Annotated in this window: 18 protein-coding genes; 6 read left to right on the plus strand and 12 right to left on the minus strand. The window is 44.0% G+C overall.

The window, feature by feature from the left end; translation table 11 throughout:
* Positions 1 to 179: 179 nt before the first annotated feature.
* The 3 genes from H6G05_RS22925 to gltB all read right to left on the minus strand — a co-directional run bounded on the left by H6G05_RS22925 (position 180) and on the right by gltB (position 5,706).
* A complete protein-coding gene (locus H6G05_RS22925; protein WP_190581965.1) occupies positions 180 to 431 on the minus strand; it encodes a type II toxin-antitoxin system RelE/ParE family toxin in 252 nt (83 codons plus the stop codon).
* A 41-nt stretch (positions 432 to 472) separates the two neighbouring features.
* Entirely contained in the window at positions 473 to 1,030 is a 558-nt protein-coding gene (locus H6G05_RS22930; RefSeq protein ID WP_190581923.1) for a DUF3782 domain-containing protein, read from the minus strand.
* Between the two features lie 86 nt (positions 1,031 to 1,116).
* Positions 1,117 to 5,706, minus strand: coding sequence for a glutamate synthase large subunit (gene gltB / locus H6G05_RS22935; RefSeq protein ID WP_190581966.1), 4,590 nt, complete (start codon positions 5,704 to 5,706; stop codon positions 1,117 to 1,119).
* 634 nt (positions 5,707 to 6,340) lie between these two features.
* Here gltB and H6G05_RS22940 point away from each other — a divergent pair.
* Positions 6,341 to 6,712, plus strand: coding sequence for a ribosomal maturation YjgA family protein (locus tag H6G05_RS22940; RefSeq protein ID WP_094535750.1), 372 nt, complete (start codon positions 6,341 to 6,343; stop codon positions 6,710 to 6,712).
* A 124-nt stretch (positions 6,713 to 6,836) separates the two neighbouring features.
* Here H6G05_RS22940 and H6G05_RS22945 read toward each other — a convergent pair whose 3' ends face one another.
* The gene (locus tag H6G05_RS22945; RefSeq protein WP_190581924.1) at positions 6,837 to 7,463 is read right to left on the minus strand and encodes a lysozyme inhibitor LprI family protein; all 627 of its coding nucleotides are present in this window, start codon (positions 7,461 to 7,463) and stop codon (positions 6,837 to 6,839) included.
* Between the two features lie 236 nt (positions 7,464 to 7,699).
* Between H6G05_RS22945 and H6G05_RS22950 the strand changes: the two genes are divergently transcribed.
* Positions 7,700 to 8,137, plus strand: coding sequence for a hypothetical protein (locus H6G05_RS22950; protein ID WP_190581926.1), 438 nt, complete (start codon positions 7,700 to 7,702; stop codon positions 8,135 to 8,137).
* A 2-nt stretch (positions 8,138 to 8,139) separates the two neighbouring features.
* On the opposite strand, the gene H6G05_RS22955 is transcribed toward H6G05_RS22950, so the two are convergent.
* The 5 genes from H6G05_RS22955 to H6G05_RS22975 form a co-directional block, all read right to left on the minus strand.
* Complete coding sequence (locus tag H6G05_RS22955) at positions 8,140 to 8,886, minus strand: cytochrome c biogenesis protein CcdA (RefSeq protein ID WP_190581928.1); 747 nt, start codon at positions 8,884 to 8,886, stop codon at positions 8,140 to 8,142.
* 95 nt (positions 8,887 to 8,981) lie between these two features.
* Positions 8,982 to 9,713, minus strand: coding sequence for a methyltransferase domain-containing protein (locus H6G05_RS22960; RefSeq protein ID WP_190581930.1), 732 nt, complete (start codon positions 9,711 to 9,713; stop codon positions 8,982 to 8,984).
* A gap of 59 nt (positions 9,714 to 9,772) precedes the next feature.
* A complete protein-coding gene (locus tag H6G05_RS22965; RefSeq protein ID WP_190581932.1) occupies positions 9,773 to 10,885 on the minus strand; it encodes a type III polyketide synthase in 1,113 nt (370 codons plus the stop codon).
* Between the two features lie 422 nt (positions 10,886 to 11,307).
* On the minus strand, positions 11,308 to 11,829 hold the full coding sequence (locus tag H6G05_RS22970) for a transposase (RefSeq protein WP_190581934.1): 522 nt from the start codon (positions 11,827 to 11,829) through the stop codon (positions 11,308 to 11,310).
* An 897-nt stretch (positions 11,830 to 12,726) separates the two neighbouring features.
* A complete protein-coding gene (locus tag H6G05_RS22975; protein ID WP_190581942.1) occupies positions 12,727 to 15,504 on the minus strand; it encodes an nSTAND1 domain-containing NTPase in 2,778 nt (925 codons plus the stop codon).
* A 79-nt stretch (positions 15,505 to 15,583) separates the two neighbouring features.
* Here H6G05_RS22975 and H6G05_RS22980 point away from each other — a divergent pair, with 79 nt between their 5' ends.
* Positions 15,584 to 15,925, plus strand: a complete 342-nt coding sequence (locus H6G05_RS22980) for a CU044_2847 family protein (RefSeq protein WP_199310739.1) — start codon at positions 15,584 to 15,586, stop codon at positions 15,923 to 15,925.
* A gap of 28 nt (positions 15,926 to 15,953) precedes the next feature.
* On the opposite strand, the gene H6G05_RS22985 is transcribed toward H6G05_RS22980, so the two are convergent.
* The 3 genes from H6G05_RS22985 to H6G05_RS22995 all read right to left on the minus strand — a co-directional run bounded on the left by H6G05_RS22985 (position 15,954) and on the right by H6G05_RS22995 (position 19,323).
* Entirely contained in the window at positions 15,954 to 17,660 is a 1,707-nt protein-coding gene (locus tag H6G05_RS22985; protein WP_190581944.1) for an NAD+ synthase, read from the minus strand.
* A gap of 164 nt (positions 17,661 to 17,824) precedes the next feature.
* Complete coding sequence (locus H6G05_RS22990; RefSeq protein WP_190581945.1) at positions 17,825 to 18,442, minus strand: CPP1-like family protein; 618 nt, start codon at positions 18,440 to 18,442, stop codon at positions 17,825 to 17,827.
* 176 nt (positions 18,443 to 18,618) lie between these two features.
* Positions 18,619 to 19,323, minus strand: coding sequence for a Uma2 family endonuclease (locus H6G05_RS22995; RefSeq protein ID WP_190581948.1), 705 nt, complete (start codon positions 19,321 to 19,323; stop codon positions 18,619 to 18,621).
* 418 nt (positions 19,324 to 19,741) lie between these two features.
* Here H6G05_RS22995 and H6G05_RS23000 point away from each other — a divergent pair, with 418 nt between their 5' ends.
* The 3 genes from H6G05_RS23000 (at position 19,742) to H6G05_RS23010 (ending at position 21,931) form a co-directional block, all read left to right on the plus strand.
* Positions 19,742 to 20,212, plus strand: coding sequence for a hypothetical protein (locus H6G05_RS23000; RefSeq protein ID WP_190581950.1), 471 nt, complete (start codon positions 19,742 to 19,744; stop codon positions 20,210 to 20,212).
* A 339-nt stretch (positions 20,213 to 20,551) separates the two neighbouring features.
* Entirely contained in the window at positions 20,552 to 21,544 is a 993-nt protein-coding gene (locus H6G05_RS23005; RefSeq protein ID WP_190581951.1) for a sodium-dependent bicarbonate transport family permease, read from the plus strand.
* A gap of 81 nt (positions 21,545 to 21,625) precedes the next feature.
* Entirely contained in the window at positions 21,626 to 21,931 is a 306-nt protein-coding gene (locus H6G05_RS23010) for a P-II family nitrogen regulator (RefSeq protein ID WP_190581953.1), read from the plus strand.
* Positions 21,932 to 21,934: the final 3 nt, after the last annotated feature.

Raw genomic sequence — 21,934 nt, forward strand, 5'->3', positions numbered from 1 at the left:
TGGATGAGTTGCGGCTTTTGGTCAAGAATCGTCTCTCCGAAATGACTAAATCTGTAATTGCTTCTCTTGTCGGTAGAGATTCCATACTGGATGCCCTATCTATTGCCTCTCTTTTGTGATTTGGTATAAAGTATCTTCCATTGCTTTTGCTCCTAATGATAATCAACAATCTCAACATCTTACGCATTTCCATTTTGCCAAACAAAACACAGTCTCCACTGCTTAGTAAAACGAATACTGTATTGTCCAAGTCGATCGCCAACCAGTACCTCTAGATGATTGGCAGATGGTATGTGGAGATCTTCTAGATTAGCTGACACATCAAGTTGACGTAATTTGCGTAAAGCCCTTTCCTGTATATCTGATGGTAACTTACGCGATCGCCCACCTTGCCAAATTTTATCGGTTCCTTTACAAGCAAATGAAACAATCGTTGAAGCTTAAACACCTAAACGATAACAAATCGCTAAATTTACCATGCAACAGGTTTAAAATCGTCATCATTAGCGATCGCCACCCCATCACCCGAAGGCTTAATTACAAACAAACCTTGACGATAAGCATAACGATCTATCCCTTCATTAATCTCAATACCAGCCACAGATCCATAGGCTTTATAGTTGCCGTAATGAGGAAAGGAGTCTTTAAAGCGCGTTAACTTCTCAACAAACTCATCCACATCATCCTTTGATAAACGGGACTTACATTCCACTAACACTAGTTCCGTATCATCTACAGCCAAAATATCAATTTCCATCGCAAAACCTTGACGCTTAGTTCTGGCACGAGGATGCACTTCCTTTACATCAATTCCTTTTTCTTGAAATAGCCGCAATACCGCAGGTTCAACTAACTCTTCGACAAAACGTCCCCACCTTGTTGTTAGTGCTTCAACTGCCTTACTGGTTCTATCAACTGTTTTTTCGAGCTTTACCATACGGCGATCAGCTTCGGCAGCACGGCGATCATAATCCTCTTGAGAAGCTTGGAATAACTTGTAGATGTCTTCAATAGTTACAGGGGTACTCATAAACTTAGTGTTTATTCGATCAAGTTTTTAACACCTAAATTATCACATAAAAAACAAGGGGCTTGCGCCCCTTGACTCTTGATTAATTAGCTACCACCGATACGGGCAACATCACGGGAGTTGGCTTCAAAGGCGGCGTTGAGCGCATCATCACCACTCAAACCATCTTCCAATGCTTCCTTAATCGCTTGCAATACCCGCTTGTAATCCTTGGGCATCACCTTCACGAACTTAGGAAGCATCGCATTCCAATCAGCGAGAACATTCGCACCCTTGGCACTTTCCGTATAGTCAACGTGCTGCTGAATCAACTGCTTCAGATCCTTGATTTCTTCGGGATCTTCGAGTTTCTCTAAGCCGACCATTGAGGTATTGCAACGGGTTGCGAAATCACCTGACTCATCGAGAATGTAGGCAACACCGCCACTCATACCAGCCGCAAAGTTCCGTCCTGTTAAGCCGAGAACGACAACCTTACCACCAGTCATATATTCGCAACCATGATCGCCGATGCCTTCGACTACTGCATTTACGCCAGAGTTACGCACTCCAAAGCGTTCGCCAGCGATACCGCGAATGTAGACTTCGCCACTGGTTGCACCGTAGAGAGCGACGTTACCAGCGATGACATTCTCTTCGGCGACAAAGGTAGAAGCTTTGTGGGGATAGAGAATGATTTTGCCGCCGCTAAGTCCTTTGCCGAGATAGTCATTGGTGTCGCCTTCGAGTTCCATCGTCACGCCAGAGGGAACGAATGCGCCGAAGCTTTGACCAGCCGTACCTTGGAAATGTAGATGCACGGTGTCATCGGGCAGTCCTTCCCAATGGCGCTTGGTGATTTCGTTACCAAGGATAGTTCCGACAGCACGATTGATGTTCTTGATCGGAATAGTCTCTTGTACGGGTTCGCCATCAACGATCGCTGCTTGACATAAATCCAACAACACAGTCATATCAAGGGATTTGTCTAAGCCATGATCCTGTGGGATTTGGCAATAGCGCCCGACATCTGCACCAACTTCTGGCTGATAGAGAATCTTGGAAAAGTCTAAGCCCTTCGCTTTCCAATGTTCGACAGCTTGCTTCGCTTCGAGAACTTCGGTACGACCGACCATCTCATCAAGGGTGCGGAAACCGAGTTTTGCCATTAGTTCACGAACTTCCATTGCGATGAAAGTCATGAAGTTGACGGTGTGGGCGGGATCGCCTGTGAACTTGTCGCGTAGTTGTGGGTCTTGAGTTGCCACACCAACGGGGCAGGTGTTGAGATGGCAGACGCGCATCATGATGCAGCCAAGGGTGACGAGGGGAGCTGTGGCAAAGCCGAACTCTTCTGCACCAAGTAGCGCCGCGATAACGACATCACGCCCTGTTTTCATTTGTCCATCGGTTTCCACAACGATGCGGCTGCGGAGATTGTTGAGAACAAGGGTTTGGTGGGTTTCCGCGAGTCCGAGTTCCCAAGGTAAACCAGCGTGCTTGATTGAGGTTTGGGGTGATGCGCCAGTGCCGCCATCGTAGCCAGAGATGAGAACCACATCAGCGTGAGCTTTGGAAACCCCTGCGGCGATCGTGCCTACGCCTACTTCCGATACGAGCTTGACGCTGATACGGGCGGCGCGGTTGGCATTCTTGAGGTCATGAATCAACTCGGCGAGGTCTTCGATGGAGTAGATGTCATGGTGAGGCGGTGGCGAAATTAAGCCCACACCAGGAGTAGAGTGACGTACTTTAGCAATCCAAGGATAGACTTTCTTCCCAGGGAGTTGACCACCTTCCCCTGGTTTCGCGCCTTGAGCCATTTTGATTTGAATCTCTTTGGCTTGGGAGAGATAGAGGCTGGTTACACCGAAACGTCCAGAGGCAACCTGTTTGATGGCGCTATTTTTGGAATCGCCTTGCTCGTTTGTCCATGTGTAGCGATCAGGATCTTCGCCGCCTTCGCCTGTGTTGGACTTGCCGCCGATGCGATTCATAGCGATCGCCAAAGCTTCATGGGCTTCCTTAGAAATGGAACCGTAGCTCATCGCACCCGTTTTGAAGCGGCTTAAGATTGATTCGATGGGTTCTACTTCATCAATGGAAATAGATTCGCGAGCTTTGAAATCGAGCAAGCCGCGCAGGGTGAAATGTTGTTGATTCTGTTCGTTGACAAGTGCCGAATATTTCTTGAACAGTTCATAGTTGCCATCGCGTACTGCTTTTTGCAATGCATGAATAGTTTCAGGGCTAAACAAGTGCGCTTCGCCATCCTTGCGCCATTGATAATCACCACCGACATCAAGGGTGTTGCCACTCGCAGGGCGATCGGGGAAGGCATGGGTATGACGAGCGATCGCTTCTTTAGCGATAACTTCTAAATCAGCGCCTTCGATGCGTGAGGCTGTCCAAGTGAAGTATTTCTTGATCACATCCTGATTCAAACCAACCGCTTCAAAGATTTGAGCGCCGCGATAGCTTTGGATTGTGGAAATACCGATTTTTGAAGCAACCTTAGTTACGCCCTTAGTTGCCGACTTGATAAAGTTCTTAACCGCAGTTTTGAACTCGACATTTACCAAGAGACGTTGATCGATCATGTCTTTGATCGTTTCAAAGGCAAGATAGGGGTTGATTGCACCGCAACCATAGCCTATCAACAACGCAAAATGATGCACTTCTCTAGGTTCGCCAGATTCGAGAACTAAACCAACTCTAGTACGGGTTCCTGTGCGGATGAGATGGTGATGTAAGCCTGATACCGCTAGCAATGCAGGGATAGGTGCATTATCAGGATTCACGCCGCGATCGCTAAGAATCAAAATATTCACACCATCAGCGATCGCTTGGTCAGCCTTCGCGCAAATTTCGGCGATCGCTGATTCTAATCCAGATACACCAGATTTAGGGTTGAACAAGGTGGAAAATGTAATAGATTTAAAACCACCTTCATTAATATGCTTGAGTTTGGCAAATTCAGCATCACTAAGGATGGGAGTTTTTAACTCGATCAAGTGACAACTTTCTGGCTCAGGCTTGAGTAAATTGCGTTCAGCACCAATCGTAGTTTCCGCAGAAGTAATAATTTCTTCGCGGATAGAGTCAATCGGAGGATTCGTAACCTGTGCGAATAATTGTTGGAAATAATCGTAGAGAAGTTTGGGACGATTGGAAAGAACGGCTAGAGGTGTATCGGCTCCCATCGCGCCCACGGCTTCCACACCATCCCGCGCCATTGGCGTTAATAGCAAGCGCAAATCTTCAAAGGAATAGCCGAAAGCCATTTGCTTCTGGGTTAAAGCTGTTGCTTCTGGTTCATTAGCAACGCCATCCTTGAGACTGGCGATTTCCACCATATGCTGATTAATCCATTCGCGATATGGCTGTTCAGTGGCGATTTGATGCTTAATTTCTTCATCAGCAACAATCCGACCTTCTTCCATATTCACAAGGAACATCCGACCTGGTTGCAAGCGCCCCTTTGATTCAATCATTTCAGGGGCAATATCCAATACCCCTGCTTCTGATGCGAAGATGACCAGATCATCCTTGGTGACGTAGTAACGAGAAGGACGCAAGCCATTACGATCCAATACAGCGCCAATCATTGTGCCATCGGTGAAGGCGATCGAGGCTGGTCCATCCCAAGGTTCCATCAAGCAGGAATGATATTCATAAAAGGCTTTTTTCTCATCACTCATGGACTCATGGGCTGTCCAAGGCTCAGGAATCATCATCATTACCGCATGAGGTAGCGATCGCCCTGCTAGTACTAACAATTCCAAGGCATTATCAAAAATCGTCGAGTCGCTACCTTCGATGTTAATGACGGGCTTGATCTTCGAGATATCATCACCAAACAAATCCGACTCAAACATCGACTGACGCGCAATCATCCAGTTGGTATTGCCGCGCAGAGTATTAATTTCACCATTGTGGGCAATGTAGCGGTAAGGGTGCGATCGCTCCCAGCTAGGGAAAGTATTTGTACTAAAGCGGGAGTGTACCAGAGCCAGAGCGCTTTCCATATCGGGATCACGTAAATCAGCGGCGTAATACATCCCTACTTGGGCCGTCATCAACATCCCTTTATAAACGATGGTGCGACAGGAAAGGCTAGAGGGATACCAGTAAGGATCAACGTTCGCGGCTCTTATTGCGGTATGGGCAAGTTTACGCAGCACAAATAATTTGCGATCAAAGGCGAGGTCATCAGCAAGATCAGGCGATCGCCCAATAAACACCTGCTGCATAAATGGCTCACTTGATTGAGCGGTCGCACCCAAGGAGGAATTGTCAGTGGGGACATCACGCCATCCCAGTACTTTTAAACCTTCAGCAGCTACCAGCTTTTCAAAAGCTTCTCGCCCATTCTTACGTGTATTAGAATTGGGCGAAGCATAAACCATGCCTACACCGTATTGTCCTGCTTCAGGTAGGGTGATATTTGCCGCTGCCGCCACTTTCACCAAGAATTTATGGGGGATTTGCATCAAAATCCCTGCACCATCACCTGTATTTGTCTCACAACCGCACGCGCCACGGTGTTCCAAGTTCTCTAGAATTGTCAAACCCTGCTCGACGATCGCATGGGATTTTTTCCCTGACTTGTGAACAATAAATCCGACCCCACAAGCGTCATGTTCAAATTGGGGATCGTATAAACCTTGTTTTAGGGGCAGTGCGTTGCTATTCATCATGGACTGAAAAGGATGGTATTTAAGGATTATGTTAGCTCAGACGTAATTGAGTAGTTACGATCGCTACTTTGGATTGTACTAATAAATCTATGTCCTAGGTATGAGGTACTAAGGAATTAGTCAAATTCAGTTGGTTATTATAGCTATAGCCACCTGTATCAGGATAAATCAAAACCCAAATAGTGTGAGGCGGCGCTTCGCGCCGCCTCACACTATTTGGGTTTTATGTCCTAACAAGAATGGCGACAGCTATATCACTATTTTTATTGCAGTTGTTACAAAACTTGACAGGCGATCAAACCTATAAACGTAAACTCTTCGTAAAAAAGCACTAAAAGTCTCAAGAGTGGAGTTATAGCTACCGTCGATTGTGTTAGGACAAAAGAAAAACCCAAAAAGAGAATGGCGGCGCTTCGCGCCGCCATTCTCTTTTTGGGTTTTATGTCCTAAGCAAAACTTGCTTTGCTATAAATATTCATACATCAATTCCCACCCAAATGTTTTTGCAAGCCTTGGGAAGTAACGCTTTCAAAAACTTTCTTGGTTTGAGTTTGACCGCAAAGCGCTGTAATGATCGCTATAAAGCAGGGGTAGGGAAAGATTTTTGATATTAATGTCTTAATTTCGTAACATGCTGACTAATCGGCTCACTTTTAATCGTAAATACTTCTACTTAACAGTTTTATTCTTTTTAATAGAAGTTTATATCGCCATTTTTATCGATGATCAGTTAATTCGCCCCTTTATTGGGGATGTGTTAGTGGTAATTCTGATTTACTGCTTTATTAAATCTTTTTGGAAGATTCGCGCAAAGATAGCAGCGATATCGGTTTTTGGATTTGCCTGTGCGATCGAAGGATTGCAGTATCTAAATTTTGTCGATCGCCTAGGATTAGCACAAAATAAAGTTTTGGCAACTATTTTAGGAACTACCTTTGATTGGAAAGATATTCTTGCCTACGCTCTTGGGACTGTGATTATCTTGGTGTGGGAAAGTCGCTAAAAGTATTATTTACAGCAATTATCGAGCAACCGAACCACAAGAAAAACCTTAAAAGCTTTGCTTCGCAAAGCTTTTAAGGTTTTTCTTGGTTTGGGTTTGAGCGCAAAGCGCTGCAAACAGTCATTTATCGAGTGCCAAGCATTGCTTCTAACTGCCGAAGCCGACCTTCGGCTAAGCGATCGCGACATTGTTTGACCGATCGCGAGTTATCCAGAGAAATTAATGACTCAAACTGACAGTGCTGAGCTTGGTAGAGTAACCATTGACGTTGCCCCGCAGAATTCTGCATCTTTTCCTGCTTCAGGATTTTAGATAGCCTTTGAGTCGTGACATCTGATGTAAGTTGAGAATTATTTGTCCCTTGTAAATCGGCTATGCGATCATTAGTCAGTCTCGCTCGGCAACTGAAATACAAGAGAGGATAAATAGAGCCTTTGCGGAATGGTTCACTCAGTTCCTGACAGTGAATATCTCGATAGGAATTCCAAGTTTTTTCGACTGCTTTGAGTTGGGATTGTCTAGCTGTAGGGATCTGACTATAAACCTCGTCATAAATTAGCGATCGCAAGAAATCAGCAGTTTTTGCCCAACGAGAAGCACAAATGTTTAGGTAAAGCTGAGCTTCTTTTTCGCAGGCTGGGGGAGCAACTCCAAATTGTTGAGATTTCGTGATCGTTTGTGATGCTACAGGTGCGATCGCGATACAGGACAGTCCTAGGGCGATCGCTAAAGAAGATAAAATCTTTTTCATATTGTTTGAATTGGTGGGAATCGCTATATATGTATCTTTCTCAGGTTATTTACAGCAATTACCAATCAAACGAACCATAAGAGGTTTTTTAAAAGTTTTGCTTTGCAAAACTTTTAAAAAACCTCTTGGTTTGGGTTTGAGCGCCAAGCGCTGTAGGACTAGTATATTTGCTTAAAAGATGACATCTCATAATCCTATAATCTTTATATCTTTTTAACTAATTGCCAAACACGACCATGTCCGATTCGCTATCACCTCGCGCCGCAATGCTCTCGTCCATGCTTTTAGAATTAATCGAGATTTTGCGCGATCGCCAAGGTGACACATGGGCAGCGATCGTGCGCGTTGCTTCTGGAAAATCAGCAACGATCGCGATCGATGAAGCTCGCATCCATGTGCAGGTAGAAGGTGAACAGGAGTTACAAATCACAATTTCCGATGCTGAACCTGACGCAAGCAATGACTTTGAAAGCACTGGGCTTGCTTTACGTAACATCATGTTTGGTAAATCTACACTCGAAAAATCTGTCGCTTCTGGCAAAATCTTCACTCGGGCTAGTTTTGGCGATCTGTTAAAAATACGTTCAATCGTTACCGCTGTTCTAGTTGATACCGAGCTTGATCCGAGACTGCTCAGCCTCTGGACAAGATTTGATCAGGAATGGCGGAAATAGATTTAGGCAATCTTGCTCAAAATGGAAAGTGTGCCGAACCCAATTAAAATGAGCCCACTTCCCCAATTGAGCCAACTTGACCAACGGCGCAATTCTAAAAACTGTTTAATCAGCCCTGTAAATGTCCCTGCGATCGCTAGCGGTAATACAGAGCCAATCGCATAGGCAAGAAGAAATTCTGTACCCACTAGCAAATTTCCTGAGCCTGACACCCAAGCCAAAAGGGTGACTAATACAGGAGTACTGCAAGGCGAAGCCACAAACCCAAAAGATAATCCGATTAATAGCGATCGCAATCCCTGTGGCAAATTTTGAGATACTTCCCAATTCCCAAAACTTGGTAAACGGAAAGAAATCACTTCCAATAGTTGCAATCCCATCGCGATCGCGATCATTCCCATCACCACCGACCAACCCCAAGCCGTTTGTCCATAAATTTTACCGAGAAGCGCGGCGGTCAGTCCAAAACCAGTGAGGGCGATCGCAAAGCCGAGACAAAACCATGCTGATTGCAGCGCCGATGTCCATGTACTTTTAGATTCATAGCCGCCAATATAGCCAATCGTGAGTGGCAACATCGACAAGGTACAAGGGGTCAGACTGGTGACCAGTCCTGCCAAAAACACTACGCCAATACTTGTCCATGAGGCTTGATTGAGTTGGCTATTCACCAAAGCATCAGTCCATTGTTCAAGTTGATAAAACCAGTTTGGTAGACCACCCAAGAAAGTATCAATAAATTGCAGCATCGTGATTATTACTAAACTATTTTTATTCTATAGCTGTCGCCAGTCTTGAAGTGATTTGCGGCGCTTCGCGCCGCAAATCACTTCTTGGGTTTGAGCTAAATTGTATGCAGTACCCAACGAAAGGCATAACGCCATTTGAGTGAGAAATCAACTAGTCCTGCGGACTCGGCAATATTTTTTAATTCAGGGGATTTAAATCCACGCAAAACCGACAAAGGTGCATCATTGCGAACCATTTGCACCGCAGGTAATAGCCTTGTGAGAGCATAGATTCCATAATAGGCAAGGGGATGTCGATGCAAATCATTAATCAGAATACCTTGCTTCGATATACGCTGCATCGATCGCACAATTTGTACAGCATTTTCATGGGCAAAGTGATGCAAAAACATCGCCGCGATCGCCACATCAAACTCGTCATCAGCATAGGGTAGAGCCAAAGCATCAGCAACTTCCACTTTGATTTTTGCTTGTAGTTCTGGTGGTAATCGCTTTTTGAGAGCTTCGCGGGCATAATCAACGGTGACGGGATTGGCATCAATCGCCACAATTTCGACGTTGATTGCAGGAGACTGAGCCGCAGCCCAACGCACGATATATTCAGGGAAATCGCCAATACCAGTACCGATATCAAGAATGCGCGTAGTTTGATTTGCTCGCGCGCTCGTTTTTAGAAAAGGGGCGAGAACTTCCATCGTGGTGGCATATCCGCCTAGCAGTTGGTTGATGGGGCGCAGTTGCTCTAAGGCATCGGTGAGTCGTTCATCCTGAATGGAGAAATCATCCATCAATTCATCTTGATTGGTGCGGATTTGAAATGAAGGCATATATGCTCCTAATTTTTTAAATCAATATTTGTAGCGCTTAGCGCTACAAATATTGGTAGTTAGACCTTTTGAAATAAACAACCTTCAATCGATAGTCCAGGACCAAAGGCTAAGGCAAGCCCATTTTGAAATGGACTTGCGCCTACTTGATGCTTGGCTAAAATCTGTTTGAGAATAAATAGAATCGTTGGCGAACTCATATTCCCATAACGGCGCAAAATCTCATAGGAATCGGCAACCATGCGATCGCTAAGCTCACAAACAGATTGAATCTTTTCAATAATTCGTCTCCCTCCTGGGTGAATCGCCCAAAAATCCAGATCCTCTGGGGTGAGATGATATTGACTTAAAAAAGTTTGTAGGTAATTAGGCAAAGCCCCCACCACTACATCGGGAACTTTCGGTGATAAGCCCATCAAAAAGCCCGTATCACCAATTGTCCAATTCATTAGTTCTTCAGTATTGTCTATGAGTAGACTCAAGCCATCAGTGTAAGCTAGCTTGCCTTCAGCTTCAGAAAATGGACGCGAAGTTAAAATGGCGGCGGCAGCTCCATCGGAAAAGATGGCATTAATAATCGTATTCTCTAAGGTGTCAGCCACTTGAAAATGCAATGAACATAACTCCACACAAACTAAAAGAACTTTTGCCTTGCGATCGCTTTGACAAATCGCATGAGCTGTTCTAAGTCCATTAAAGGCGGCATGACAGCCCATAAATCCAATCATCGTCCGAGAAATTGTATAGGAAAGTCCTAGTTGCTTGATTAGGTGTATATCAATGCCAGGAGCCGAAAAGCCCGTACAACTGACGACTATTAAATGGGTGATGTCTTGAGCGCGAAGATCCTCTGTTTCAGCGATCGCTTGTTGTGCTGCTTGCAGCGCAAGTTTAGGTGCATAGATTTCATATTTTTGATTGCGACTAAAGGTGGTTGGTGTGGGTGTGAGTTCCCAATTATCAGGATATAGTTCAAATTTTTGGAGATCGCCGCCATAGTCGGGAATGCAGCTAAAGCGATAATCGATTCCTGAATTTGCATAAATTGATGGAATTCTTTTTCTAATAGCAGCCGATAAACTTTCTGTCTTTAACATAAAGTCAGCGGCTTCGGATTGCGTGAGCTTATAAGCAGGATTGCTAGTAGCGATCGCTTCTAAAACTGTATACATTTGGTTAAGCCCAATAAACGAATATCACATCAAACTTTTTTTATCTTAATCATAGGCAAAGCGATTTATAGCACTTTGCCCTCAGTTCTGAACCAATAGATTTTTTAAATGTATTACTTCGTAAGGGATAAATATACAAATCAAACGTTAGCTACAATAAGATGAATTTACATTGTATATCTTTAATCAATTTTCCTAGATGACACTCCTTAGTCCCTCAGATAGAGATGTCACAACCTATAGATGATTTTTGAGGATTTGGAACGGGGTGAGGGAATTGTCGCAGTAATATTCAGGACATTGTACGTATCAGGCTTCTCTCGCCAGATCATCGGAGGGATTTTTGAAAACTAGATGATAACGCAAACGGTTACAGCAGATCTCTAGCCAGTCTTGCCCCATACCACAGGCAAATGGTTTGGTCATAAAGGGCGATCGCTATTTGGATACAGAAGATCGGATTCCCATGATGAGGGATTATTAGCTATGTATTGGCGTAGGCGATCGCGGGATTCTTGATTGCGTATAATGTGTTCATAGTAATTCCTTTGCCATAGTCTGCCTATAAATGGTTGCCATTGTTCCTGATTAACGCCATGACGATATTTTGCAGTTGTGAATGATTTGAATCGATGTATGATTTCTCCTAATGTCATAACTGGTTTTATTTGTGGAGACTTCAGAACAATAATGCCGTGAATGTGATTGGGCATTAACACAAAAGCATCTAATTCTAGATTTGGATAATGGAATGGCATTTCTTCCCAAATTGTTTGTACCATTGTTCCCGCAGGATTCGGTATCATGATGCCATCAGCGATCGCGCCTAATAGTGGTTGCCGATGGTTAATGCAAATGGTGATGAAATATTCACCTGCCTGTGAATAGTCGTATCCTTTGAGACGAATGGAACGGCGATGATGTATGTCTGGATTGTATGGCATGGCGCAATTTTATCGTTGTATTTGAAAATTATCGCCGCATATAAAAATAATTTGAGATCTGCGACAGCGGGGCGAGCACGGGGGCATCGCCCCTACCTATTTTTGTTTTGAATGACAAATGGAATGTTCTGGCGATAATTTTTATCATGTCACCCGTAGGGGCGATGCCCCCGTGCTCGCCCCTTCTGTGCGAACCGCAAATAATTTTTGACCGCAAAACCCCAATTTCATTAATAGATTTGGCGATCGCCTGATTGTCATTGGTCAAAATTGATCGCAATTTTTGTCCAAATCGCAAATCCATCGCCGTATAAAAAATGGTCGGCGATCTGCGTCAACGGGGCGAGCACGGGGGCATCGCCCCTACCGATTTTTGTTTTTCAATGGTAAATCGAATATTCTGGCGATAATTTTTATGATTTTACCCGTAGGGGCGATGCCCCCGTGCTCGCCCCTTCTATGCGAACCGCAAATAATTTTTGACCGCAAAATCCCCGAGTTCATTAATAGATTTGGCGATCGCATAATTGTCATTGATAAAAATTGATCGCAATTTTATTCCCATATCGCAAATCCATCACCGTATAAAAAAATGGTCGGTGATCTGCGACAACGGGGCGAGCACGGGGGCATCGCCCCTACCGATTTTTGTTTTAAATGGTAAATAGAATGTTATGGCGATAATTTTTATCATGTCACCCGTAGGGGCGATGCCCCCGTGCTCGCCCCTTCTATGCAAACCGCAAATAATTTTTGACCGCATAATTTCCAATTTTCATTGGTGGATTTTTGAAAAAAATTCGATCCCCTGACGGCGAAGGGGAAGAGAAAAGAAGAAAGTGTAAAGGGTAAAAGGGTTAAAGATCAAAGAAGCAGTCCTCACGCGAACAAGCAACCTCACAAGACAACCCGAAAACCGAAGCTGTTGTTCTGAATACGCGCAATGTAGTCAACGCGAACCGCAGACCGACAAATCCAATAATGGTTGAGCCACGAACCACCACGCAGCAGCTTCACTGTTGCACCGCTCTCTTCATAATCCGTAATATCTTCTGTCCAAGTCTGTGCATCTGTTGGCGATCCTTTATAACTGTCATGCCAATCATCAGCACACCATTCCCAAACATTACCATGCATATCGTAGAGTTCCCAATCATTAGGTAGTTTCTGTCCCACAGGCTGCGTTTTTCTGTCGCTATTTTCGTCATACCAAGCATACTCTCTAAGCTGATATTCATCGTCACCAAAGCAATACTCTGTATATGCTTCTGCTCCTGCACGACAGGCATATTCCCATTCCGCTTCGCTAGGCAGGCGATAGTTTTCTCCCGTCAAACACGATAACCGCGCACAAAACTCTTGCGCTTCATACCAATCCACTTTTTCGACAGGTTTATCTTCACCGCGAAATTGCGAAGGATTAAGACTCAATTCAATCTCAACCTTGGGAGACATTGCCACCGTCCGCCACTGCGCCTGTGTGACAGGATATTTGCCCATCCGAAAGGCTTTTACCGTAACTTGGTGATAGGGTTTCTCATTCTTATTACCTTTCCCTTCAGGCGATCCCATCCAAAACGTTCCACTAGGAATATCCACCATTTCAGGCAAATTCTTTTTATCGAGCCAAGGCTTATATTTGTAACGATTGCGCTGAACAAATTCCTGTTGTTCAGGCGTGAGGTAATCAGCGATCGCAGCTTCCACTTCCTCTATTTGAGCAACCACACCTTCAGGCAACAAGAACTTATCCTGATCGGTCACGCGATCGCATTCATCTAAAGCATCCCTAATCCGATTTACCAACCGCAGCACATCACGTTTTTCTTCGCGCCACTTCGCGAAATAGATCCATTTCTCCATCAGCGCCTCATGCGCCATATCCACCCAAGCCTCACCATCTCCATCCTTACCAGTTACCAACAGTCGCCCCGCCACCAACTGATCCAGTGCCACCTGAAAATCTGGTAGATCACCATCTTTCGCAAGTCTCGTAAGTTCCCCCTTAGTTCGGCGTTGGCGCGTATCCCTTTCACCCAGACCAGTTCGTACCAACATTAAACAAATCCGCTTAGCCCAGTCCTGCTCCTGCGGTTTCAGTGCATCAAAAACAGAATTGGCGTGTTGATTCAAAGCTCCCATTACCCCACCCAACTTGTCGTAGACCTCAAAAGTAAATCGCCGCTTTTCGCGATGTTCCCATAGCTGCGTCAGCGCAAACTCCAGCAATGGCAGTACATTCTTCTCGTCACGCACATCGCGCAAAATCGCAGGTAACAAGCCCTCACCTAATTCATATTGTCCAACTTCAGCAGGAGCCGCGATCGCCTCTTTTAACTCCTCCTCATTCATCGGCAACAACAACACCTGATGCTCTTGAATCACCTCCCCTAAACCACGATAGCCCAGACAATTCTCAAAGAAATCCGCCCGCATCGTCGTCACCACCCGCAACCGCGAATCAGGATGCTGCGTAATCCCCACCAGCAAATCGATAAATTGCTGGCGTTCTGCTTCCTTTTCCGCAGGACAAACCGTAAATACTTCCTCAAACTGATCGACCACCAGCAAAATATTTTTCTGTTCAGATAGACAAGCGATCGCCGCTTCTAAATTTCCCGATGCGATTTGTTTGCTAATTTCCAGTTTGCTATCCGCTCTCTGACAAAGCTGTGTCAATACCCGACTAATTTCCGCAACAGGCATAAGCGGCGAATCCCCAGCTTTAATCGGTGGCAAAATCAACCAATTTCCCTGCGCTTCTAATGCTGAAATCAGCCCCGCCCTCACCAGCGATGACTTACCACTCCCCGAAGCCCCAATCACAGGCACAAAGCTCGATTCGTCTATTTTTTGTAATAACAACCGCACAAAGCGATCTCGTCCCTTAAAAAATTTGGCAGTCTCCTTCATAAAAGACTCTAACCCCACATAAGGACAAAGATCCTCTGTGATTTTTTTCGGTGCAACCTGTCGATAATTGACGATCTCCATCGCTCGACCATAGCCCAGTTGCCTCGGCTCCTGTTGTTTTTGCTTTAGGCGATCCGAAATAAACCCAAACAAACTACCCGAATTAATTTTGCCCTCATCATTTTGACGCGATTCCGACAAAGCCTCTAGCAAAGCCCCCGTAAAAATACTATGGGCTTCCTTCTTCATCGCCGCCGCTTGCTCAAACTCTCGACAAGCCGAAATCAGCAAATAATCCTTATCCGTTTTATTGAAAGCTGTAAAACTCTCCGCGATCGCTTGCAACAAAACCCCACTATGACAGCAATCCAAAAACATCACCAAACTACTCAAAGGCGATCGCGCAATTAAATTATTCAAACCTACAAAGGGAATCCCATCAGTCACGCTTTCCTTCATTGCTTTACAATCTGATGGCGCTAAATATCCCTGTTTCACGCCACAATCTTCAACCAGTACCCCATGCCCCGTGTAATAAATCAAAACTTCGCTACCCGTCGCCTGTTCGCTTAACAACCGATTTAACTGAGCAAACAAATCAGCCTTAATCAATTTGGGCGTATTCAGCAAAGTTACTTCTTGAAAATCACCATGCGATCGCAGCAAGTTCGCTACTGCCTCCGCATCCCCCAAGGTTTTACTAAGCGGCGATGGTAAATGCTTATATTCAGAAATACCTACTACTAGCGCATATCTAGCCATAACTTACTGATTTGTTGCGATCGCGACCTTGTGCAACTAGAATACAGGCAAATCTCACAAAATAGTAGTAACAATCGCTATGGCTCACAAAATTTATATCGAGCAGGAAGACGGCGAAATTCTCGCCATTGAAATCTCCGAATCTGAAGATGATCAATCAGTAGATATAGATAGCGATCGCGAATCCTATGGCATCAAAGAAGATGCGATCAAAAACCTGCAAGAGATCCATGAAACCATTCGCTTCTATACCAAATATGCGATCGGCGCATTCAAAAATCTCGGTGATGCCCAAGTCGAAGAAGTCAACCTCAAATTCGGTTTAAAAATTAGTGGTGAAGCAGGTATTCCCATTCTTACCAAAGCCTCAGCCGAAAGCAACTTTGAGATTTCAGTCAAATGCAAGTTTCCACCAAAGTAAACTTCTACCAACTATCATAACTTCTTATTTATGGTGTCACCTTACTAGCGATCGGCATTCTCCAGCCAGAACCAAAAGCGCGATCGGTTATTCTCAATCCTGGAGCAGCTTGGCGACGTTTGAATTCAGCGATTTTGACAAGACGAACTACGCGATCGACGATCGCTTGTTCATGTCCCGTAGCAATAATTTCAGAAGCCGAAAGATGCTGATTAATCAGCTTGTGTAAAATATCATCCAGAATATTGTAGGGAGGCAGTGAATCTTGATCAAGTTGATCGGGCTTGAGTTCCGCACTGGGAGGCTTAGTAATAATATTTACAGGAATCACTTCTGTCTTCCCTTGCTTAATTGATAGAAGTGAATTAGTTCGATTTAACCATTCACAGATAGAAAACACTCTGGTTTTAGGGACATCAGCGATCGCTGCAAGTCCACCATTCATATCACCATAGAGAGTACAGTAACCAACCGAAACTTCCGATTTATTCCCCGTAGAGAGCAGCAGATGTCCAAACTTATTCGAGATTGCCATCAGCAAACTGCCACGAATTCTTGACTGCAAGTTCTCTTCAGTCACATCACTAGATTTTCCTGTAAAGAGATTCGCCAGACTAGCATCAAAGGCTTGCATCATTGGCGCAATTGGAATGGTCTGCGTAGAGATTCCTAAATTATCTGCCAAGGCGATCGCATCGGTAATCGAATGCGTGGAACTATAGGGAGAAGGCATCAACACACCCAATACATTCTCTTTACCGATCGCCTCGGCAGCGATCGCCGCCACCAGCGCAGAATCAATACCCCCACTTAACCCAATCACCACTTGCCGAAATCGACATTTCTGCACGTAGTCACGCACACCCAGCACTAAAGCGGCAAAAATTTCCGCATCATCACTTTCATATCTAGATGGAGTCAGATTTAGCTCATCATCTAAATTAATTACCAGTAAATCCTCTTCAAAGCCCTTCCCACGAGCTATGATTTTGCCACTACGATCAAAAGCCATACTCCGCCCATCAAAAATCAAGTCGTCATTTGCCCCCACCTGATTGGCATAAATCAATGGCAAGTTATGCATAATCGCACTGTGGCTTAACATCGACTCGCGTAAATTCTGTTTGCCCACCGCATAGGGTGAAGCCGATAAATTGAGTAGTAAATCGAGTTGATGATTTTGCGCGAGTTCCGCAACAGGATCATCGGCATAGTTCCGCTTACCCCAAAACTTCTCATCATTCCAAATATCTTCGCAGATGGTTACACCTATCCGTAGGGATGTTCCATCCTTGAGATTTAGTGTAAAAACTTGACTCCCATTGCCCACCGCAAAATAGCGATCTTCATCAAATACGTCATAGGTTGGCAATAACCGCTTATGAAAAATCTGCATTACTTCACCCCCTTGAAGCAATGCTGCACTATTAAATAATGGCTTCCCACCTGCTTGACTAGCTTGGGGATTTACGGAAACCATACCCACTAATACAGCAACATCATGAGGAAGTTTGCGAGCAAGATCCGCGATCGCGGCTTCCATATCACTAATAAATTGACGATGCATCAACAGGTCGCGAGGTGGATAACCACAGATTGATAGCTCTGGTGTGAGTACTAGTTGCACACCTTGTTCAGCTAATTTCTGTACAGCAACCAATATGCGATCGCTATTACCGACTAAATCGCCAATTACTGGATTAAGCTGGGCGATCCCAAAAATTGCAGGGGGCATATTTATTTTATAGGTTTGAAATTATTGGCTTTTAGCGATTAGCTGTTAGCTCTTCCAAATATATTTTAAAAGCCTCGCGTTGCGAGGCTTTTAAAATATATTTGAGTTTACCAAGAGTGCAAAGCACTCTGAAAAGCTAACAGCTAATCGCTTCGCTAAGAGCCTTACCTCAAGAAACAAGCATGGAGCCACATCACCAACAAAATAATCACCATTTGGATTGAGCTAGGAAAAAATCCATCGCTGACCACACGGGACAATACTAAAACTTGATTAGTCAAAGCTGCCAATATGACACCGATCGTAATCCCTGATAGGGAGATTAACAAAGCTCGTCCAAAACGATTTTCTTTGCGGGTGAGCAAATAAACACTAGCAATTAACCCAAAGGATAACCATGTAGTAGCTGCGGGGACGAAAAAGCTAACTGCACCCAGTCCCGTAAAAATTCCCAGCGAAATATAAATATCTTTTTGGCTTGGAGTGTCCAATAGCCTCGACAACCAAGATGGGGCGCGTCGCTGCGTATTGTTTTGCATAGCAGCAGGGATCGCTGTAGACAGACGTTCAGGATAGCGGATGCGATCGGGTACAGCAATCTTGCCTTCTTTGCGGGCGCGTAAACGATCCATAAGGATGGCATCGTAAGCAACCTCGATCGCTTCTTGTTGCGACTCGTCCCCCTCATATTCGCGCAATAGGCGATCGCGTGCATCGCGCACTTCTTCAAAGGAGGCTTCGTCATTGACTCCTAGTTTTTCGTAGGGAGTTGGTTCGCTCATTTTTCCAACTATGAATGTTTGTAGAGTTCGCTGTATATTTACTGAAAAAGTAGGCAAGCAACTGAATCAGAAAATAGTATGTAGCTTAATGTCTAAACATAGTATAACGTCTGCTTTCAAATACGTATCTAAACTTTGTGAATATCAATAAGAGTCTGTCTCGAAGTGACGGACTTTTACGAATTATGGCTATATTTTTGTAAGATCCATGCCCCAACTTCTGATTGAGATTTTTCGCGGCTGAGTTTTAGAGCGGCTTCGAGATCAGCGATCGCTAATCCACCTAACAATTTCGATGTGGTGATCTGCCGACTGCCACCATTCTCTAGCATTTCTAAAGCAATAATTTTCACCTCTTGGACATCAACTACCCAATATTCACTAGTCCCCAATTGTTCATAAAGTAATCGCTTCTTACCTAAATCATCGTTGATGGTAGAGCTAGATATTTCAATTACCAAATTCGGTACAGGCGATTCATCAAGACTAACAATAGAACTACTGCGAGGGGCGAGAGCTGAGATTTCACCAATATAGTAGGAGATATCTGGCTGACAGCCTTGAACTCCTGTTTTGACATAACTACAATTGGTTAAGCCTCTAGCAGGAATATTTTTTAAGGTACAGTACAAGCTAATTGCAAAGATTATCAGTGTATTGTCATCAGCGTGTTCAGAACCTACAGGCATAGTTTCAATCCTCATTTGCTTAATTTGATTTTTGTCGTAGTAGCAGCGAGATTCTTCATATAGAGGATTTTCGAGAATCTGCACAAACTCATCCCATGTAGCGCTAATCCACTGATCAGTGATGAGTGACAAAGATATTGAATCTTCTGGTTTTGTTTTTTGTGTTATGGGGGGAGGGGCGATCTCTGACATTTGTTAGGCTCCTAAAAAATTAGCGTAATACCACTTCACAAAAGTGTCGTTACACTTTTGTGAATTAAAACCAAAACCAGCAAGGGTTTCAAAACACCATTTTGTGTTTTGGCTTAACAGAATGAAAAATACGAAGTTTCCTTTATCCTATAGCTGTAGTCAAGTGTAATCAAAACCCAAATAGTGTGAGGCGGCGCTTCGCGCCGCCTCACACTATTTGGGTTTTAAGTCCTAACAAGAATGGCGACAGCTATAAAACCCAAGAATCGAGTGGCGGCGCGAAGCGCCGCCACTCGATTCTTGGGTTTTGGTTTGTACTAGCTAACTCTTTTTTTGCTATATATTTGCTATATATATTATGAATTAGTGAACCTTGACTGAGATATAAAAATTAAAGCTTTCTCTACAAAACGAAAAAATGTTAAAGCTATTTAAATTTCCAGTTGCAAAAGTCGGAATCGAGGATAGTCAACAAGGTTTGCTCAAAGCTCTCCTTTGGTATAACGGATCTCTGCGTCCTCTGTTTGGACCTTCTCCCAGCTCCATGATCCCACTCAATTTAATGGCCGCGGCTTTTATTCATACCCATACTGATGCATCTATGCGTATCCTGCATGGGTATACATCCTTGGGTTTAATTCCTGGGCTATTTACTGTAATTTTAATGCTTCTCAAAAAAATCAGGCTCAAACTTGTAATTACGGTTTTAGCAGTGAATGCCATTTTCTTGATTGTAAATACTTTAGTTGCGGTCAGCGCGATCGATATGCCCTACGGTCAAGTATTTCATGCTTTGATTTCTGCCATAATTCTTGGCAACTTCTTTCTTACCAATTGGCTAAATAAACTTTCAGCAGAACAGCCAATGAAAGAATCAATAGAAAAGTAATTGTAAACTCAATATATAGCTAACACTAGTAGACAATCAGACAATCAACAGATGCGGCGCTTCGCGCTGCATCTGTTGATTCGTTTTTTATGCTTTAAGCAAAACTTGCATAGCTATAGCAATCCTAAATGGTTTGTGGAAGCGCACCCCTTCGGGGTGCGCTTCCACAAACCCAAAAATCTACAAATGATTTAGGACTGCTATACATAAGATTAAATAGTTTTTGAGAGTGTATCTCTTTGAGATGCACTCTCAGAAACTATCTGGGATTGCTATGCATGATCTGTCATCATGAAACGATCATTTTCTCTAAAAATTCTTTAATGTGGATCTGTCCCAATGAATTTAGACTTAATTATTTCTAACATCCTCAATCCGCCGATTTTGTTCTTTTTCTTAGGAATGTTGGCGGTTTTGATTAAATCAGATCTAGAGATTCCACCCCCGATCCCGAAATTGTTTTCTTTATATTTGCTATTGGCGATCGGGTTTAAGGGTGGCGTGGAGCTAGTAAAGAGTGGGATCAGTCAAGAAGTAATTTTGACGATGGCAGCCGCGATCCTGATGGCTTGTGTTGTACCTGTCTATTCATTTTTTATTCTTAAAATCAAACTTGACTCCTACAATGCAGCTGCGATCGCCGCAACCTATGGCTCGATCAGTGCGGTTACCTTCATCACAGCTAGTTCATTTTTGGGGCAGTTAAACATTGCTTTTGATGGCTATATGGTAGCGGCTTTAGCGCTAATGGAATCTCCCGCAATCATTGTCGGACTGATTCTTGTGAGCCTATTTACAGCCGAGGAAAAAGCCAAAAAAGGTGAAACTAGCGAATTTGCATGGTCAGAAGTACTCCGTGAAGCTTTTCTGAATAGTTCTGTATTTTTGCTCGTTGGTAGTTTGATCATTGGCTGCTTGACTGGCGAAAGAGGTTGGCATGTGTTGTCACCTTTTACCCAAGATATGTTTTACGGCGTGTTGACCTTCTTCTTGATGGATATGGGCTTAGTCGCCGCCAAGCGGATTAAGGATTTGCAAAAAACAGGTGTTTTCTTAATAGCCTTTGCGATTTTGATGCCGATCTTGAATTCTGGTGTGGGCATTGCGATCGCTAAGTTAATTTCCATGTCGCAGGGGGATGCACTATTATTTGCAGTCCTCTGTGCCAGTGCTTCGTATATCGCTGTGCCAGCCGCCATGCGTCTGACTGTCCCCGAAGCCAATCCTAGCCTCTATGTGTCAACGGCTTTAGCCGTCACCTTCCCCTTCAATATTATTGTCGGGATTCCGCTGTATATGTACGTGATTAATATTTTTTGGGTCACGGCTTAGATGATATAGGGGATGTAAAACGTCCGCATCTGATTTGGGTTTAGGCAGGAAATTTAGTAAGAACTTAGTAGAAATAAAATCATGCAAGCTGTTAAAAGAATCGAAATTGTATCTGATTCTGTTGAGTCTCACAAAATCATCAAGGTTTTGGAAAAAGTTGGAGTTCTGAACTACACCGTGATTCGCAATGTCGTCGGAAAGGGAGTCAGTGGAACGAATTCAGGGGATCTCGATATGAGTATGTTGGAAAACGATTATGTGATCGCTTTCTTTTTGGAAGATAAAACCAAGACTTTGGTGGAAAAGCTGAAGCCTGTCACCAAAAAGTTTGGTGGAGTTTGTTATATCTCCGATGCAATGGCGATTAATGCCGCAAGTGCGACCTAAACT

The sequence above is a fragment of the Phormidium tenue FACHB-1050 genome (assembly GCF_014696925.1).
GTDB lineage: Bacteria > Cyanobacteriota > Cyanobacteriia > Pseudanabaenales > Pseudanabaenaceae > Pseudanabaena.

Bases quoted from the DNA above. Each gene is read 5' to 3' on its own strand.
- H6G05_RS22955 (WP_190581928.1), bottom strand. From the start codon at position 8,886: ATGCTGCAATTTATTGATACTTTCTTGGGTGGTCTACCAAACTGGTTT.
- H6G05_RS23010 (WP_190581953.1), top strand. From the start codon at position 21,626: ATGCAAGCTGTTAAAAGAATCGAAATTGTATCTGATTCTGTTGAGTCT.
- H6G05_RS22945 (WP_190581924.1), bottom strand. From the start codon at position 7,463: ATGAAAAAGATTTTATCTTCTTTAGCGATCGCCCTAGGACTGTCCTGT.
- H6G05_RS22985 (WP_190581944.1), bottom strand. From the start codon at position 17,660: ATGCCCCCTGCAATTTTTGGGATCGCCCAGCTTAATCCAGTAATTGGC.
- H6G05_RS23000 (WP_190581950.1), top strand. From the start codon at position 19,742: ATGTTAAAGCTATTTAAATTTCCAGTTGCAAAAGTCGGAATCGAGGAT.
- H6G05_RS22995 (WP_190581948.1), bottom strand. From the start codon at position 19,323: ATGTCAGAGATCGCCCCTCCCCCCATAACACAAAAAACAAAACCAGAA.
- H6G05_RS22950 (WP_190581926.1), top strand. From the start codon at position 7,700: ATGTCCGATTCGCTATCACCTCGCGCCGCAATGCTCTCGTCCATGCTT.
- H6G05_RS22970 (WP_190581934.1), bottom strand. From the start codon at position 11,829: ATGCCATACAATCCAGACATACATCATCGCCGTTCCATTCGTCTCAAA.
- H6G05_RS22990 (WP_190581945.1), bottom strand. From the start codon at position 18,442: ATGAGCGAACCAACTCCCTACGAAAAACTAGGAGTCAATGACGAAGCC.
- H6G05_RS23005 (WP_190581951.1), top strand. From the start codon at position 20,552: ATGAATTTAGACTTAATTATTTCTAACATCCTCAATCCGCCGATTTTG.
- H6G05_RS22980 (WP_199310739.1), top strand. From the start codon at position 15,584: ATGGCTCACAAAATTTATATCGAGCAGGAAGACGGCGAAATTCTCGCC.
- H6G05_RS22965 (WP_190581932.1), bottom strand. From the start codon at position 10,885: ATGTATACAGTTTTAGAAGCGATCGCTACTAGCAATCCTGCTTATAAG.
- H6G05_RS22940 (WP_094535750.1), top strand. From the start codon at position 6,341: ATGCTGACTAATCGGCTCACTTTTAATCGTAAATACTTCTACTTAACA.
- H6G05_RS22975 (WP_190581942.1), bottom strand. From the start codon at position 15,504: ATGGCTAGATATGCGCTAGTAGTAGGTATTTCTGAATATAAGCATTTA.
- H6G05_RS22960 (WP_190581930.1), bottom strand. From the start codon at position 9,713: ATGCCTTCATTTCAAATCCGCACCAATCAAGATGAATTGATGGATGAT.
- H6G05_RS22930 (WP_190581923.1), bottom strand. From the start codon at position 1,030: ATGAGTACCCCTGTAACTATTGAAGACATCTACAAGTTATTCCAAGCT.
- gltB (WP_190581966.1), bottom strand. From the start codon at position 5,706: ATGAATAGCAACGCACTGCCCCTAAAACAAGGTTTATACGATCCCCAA.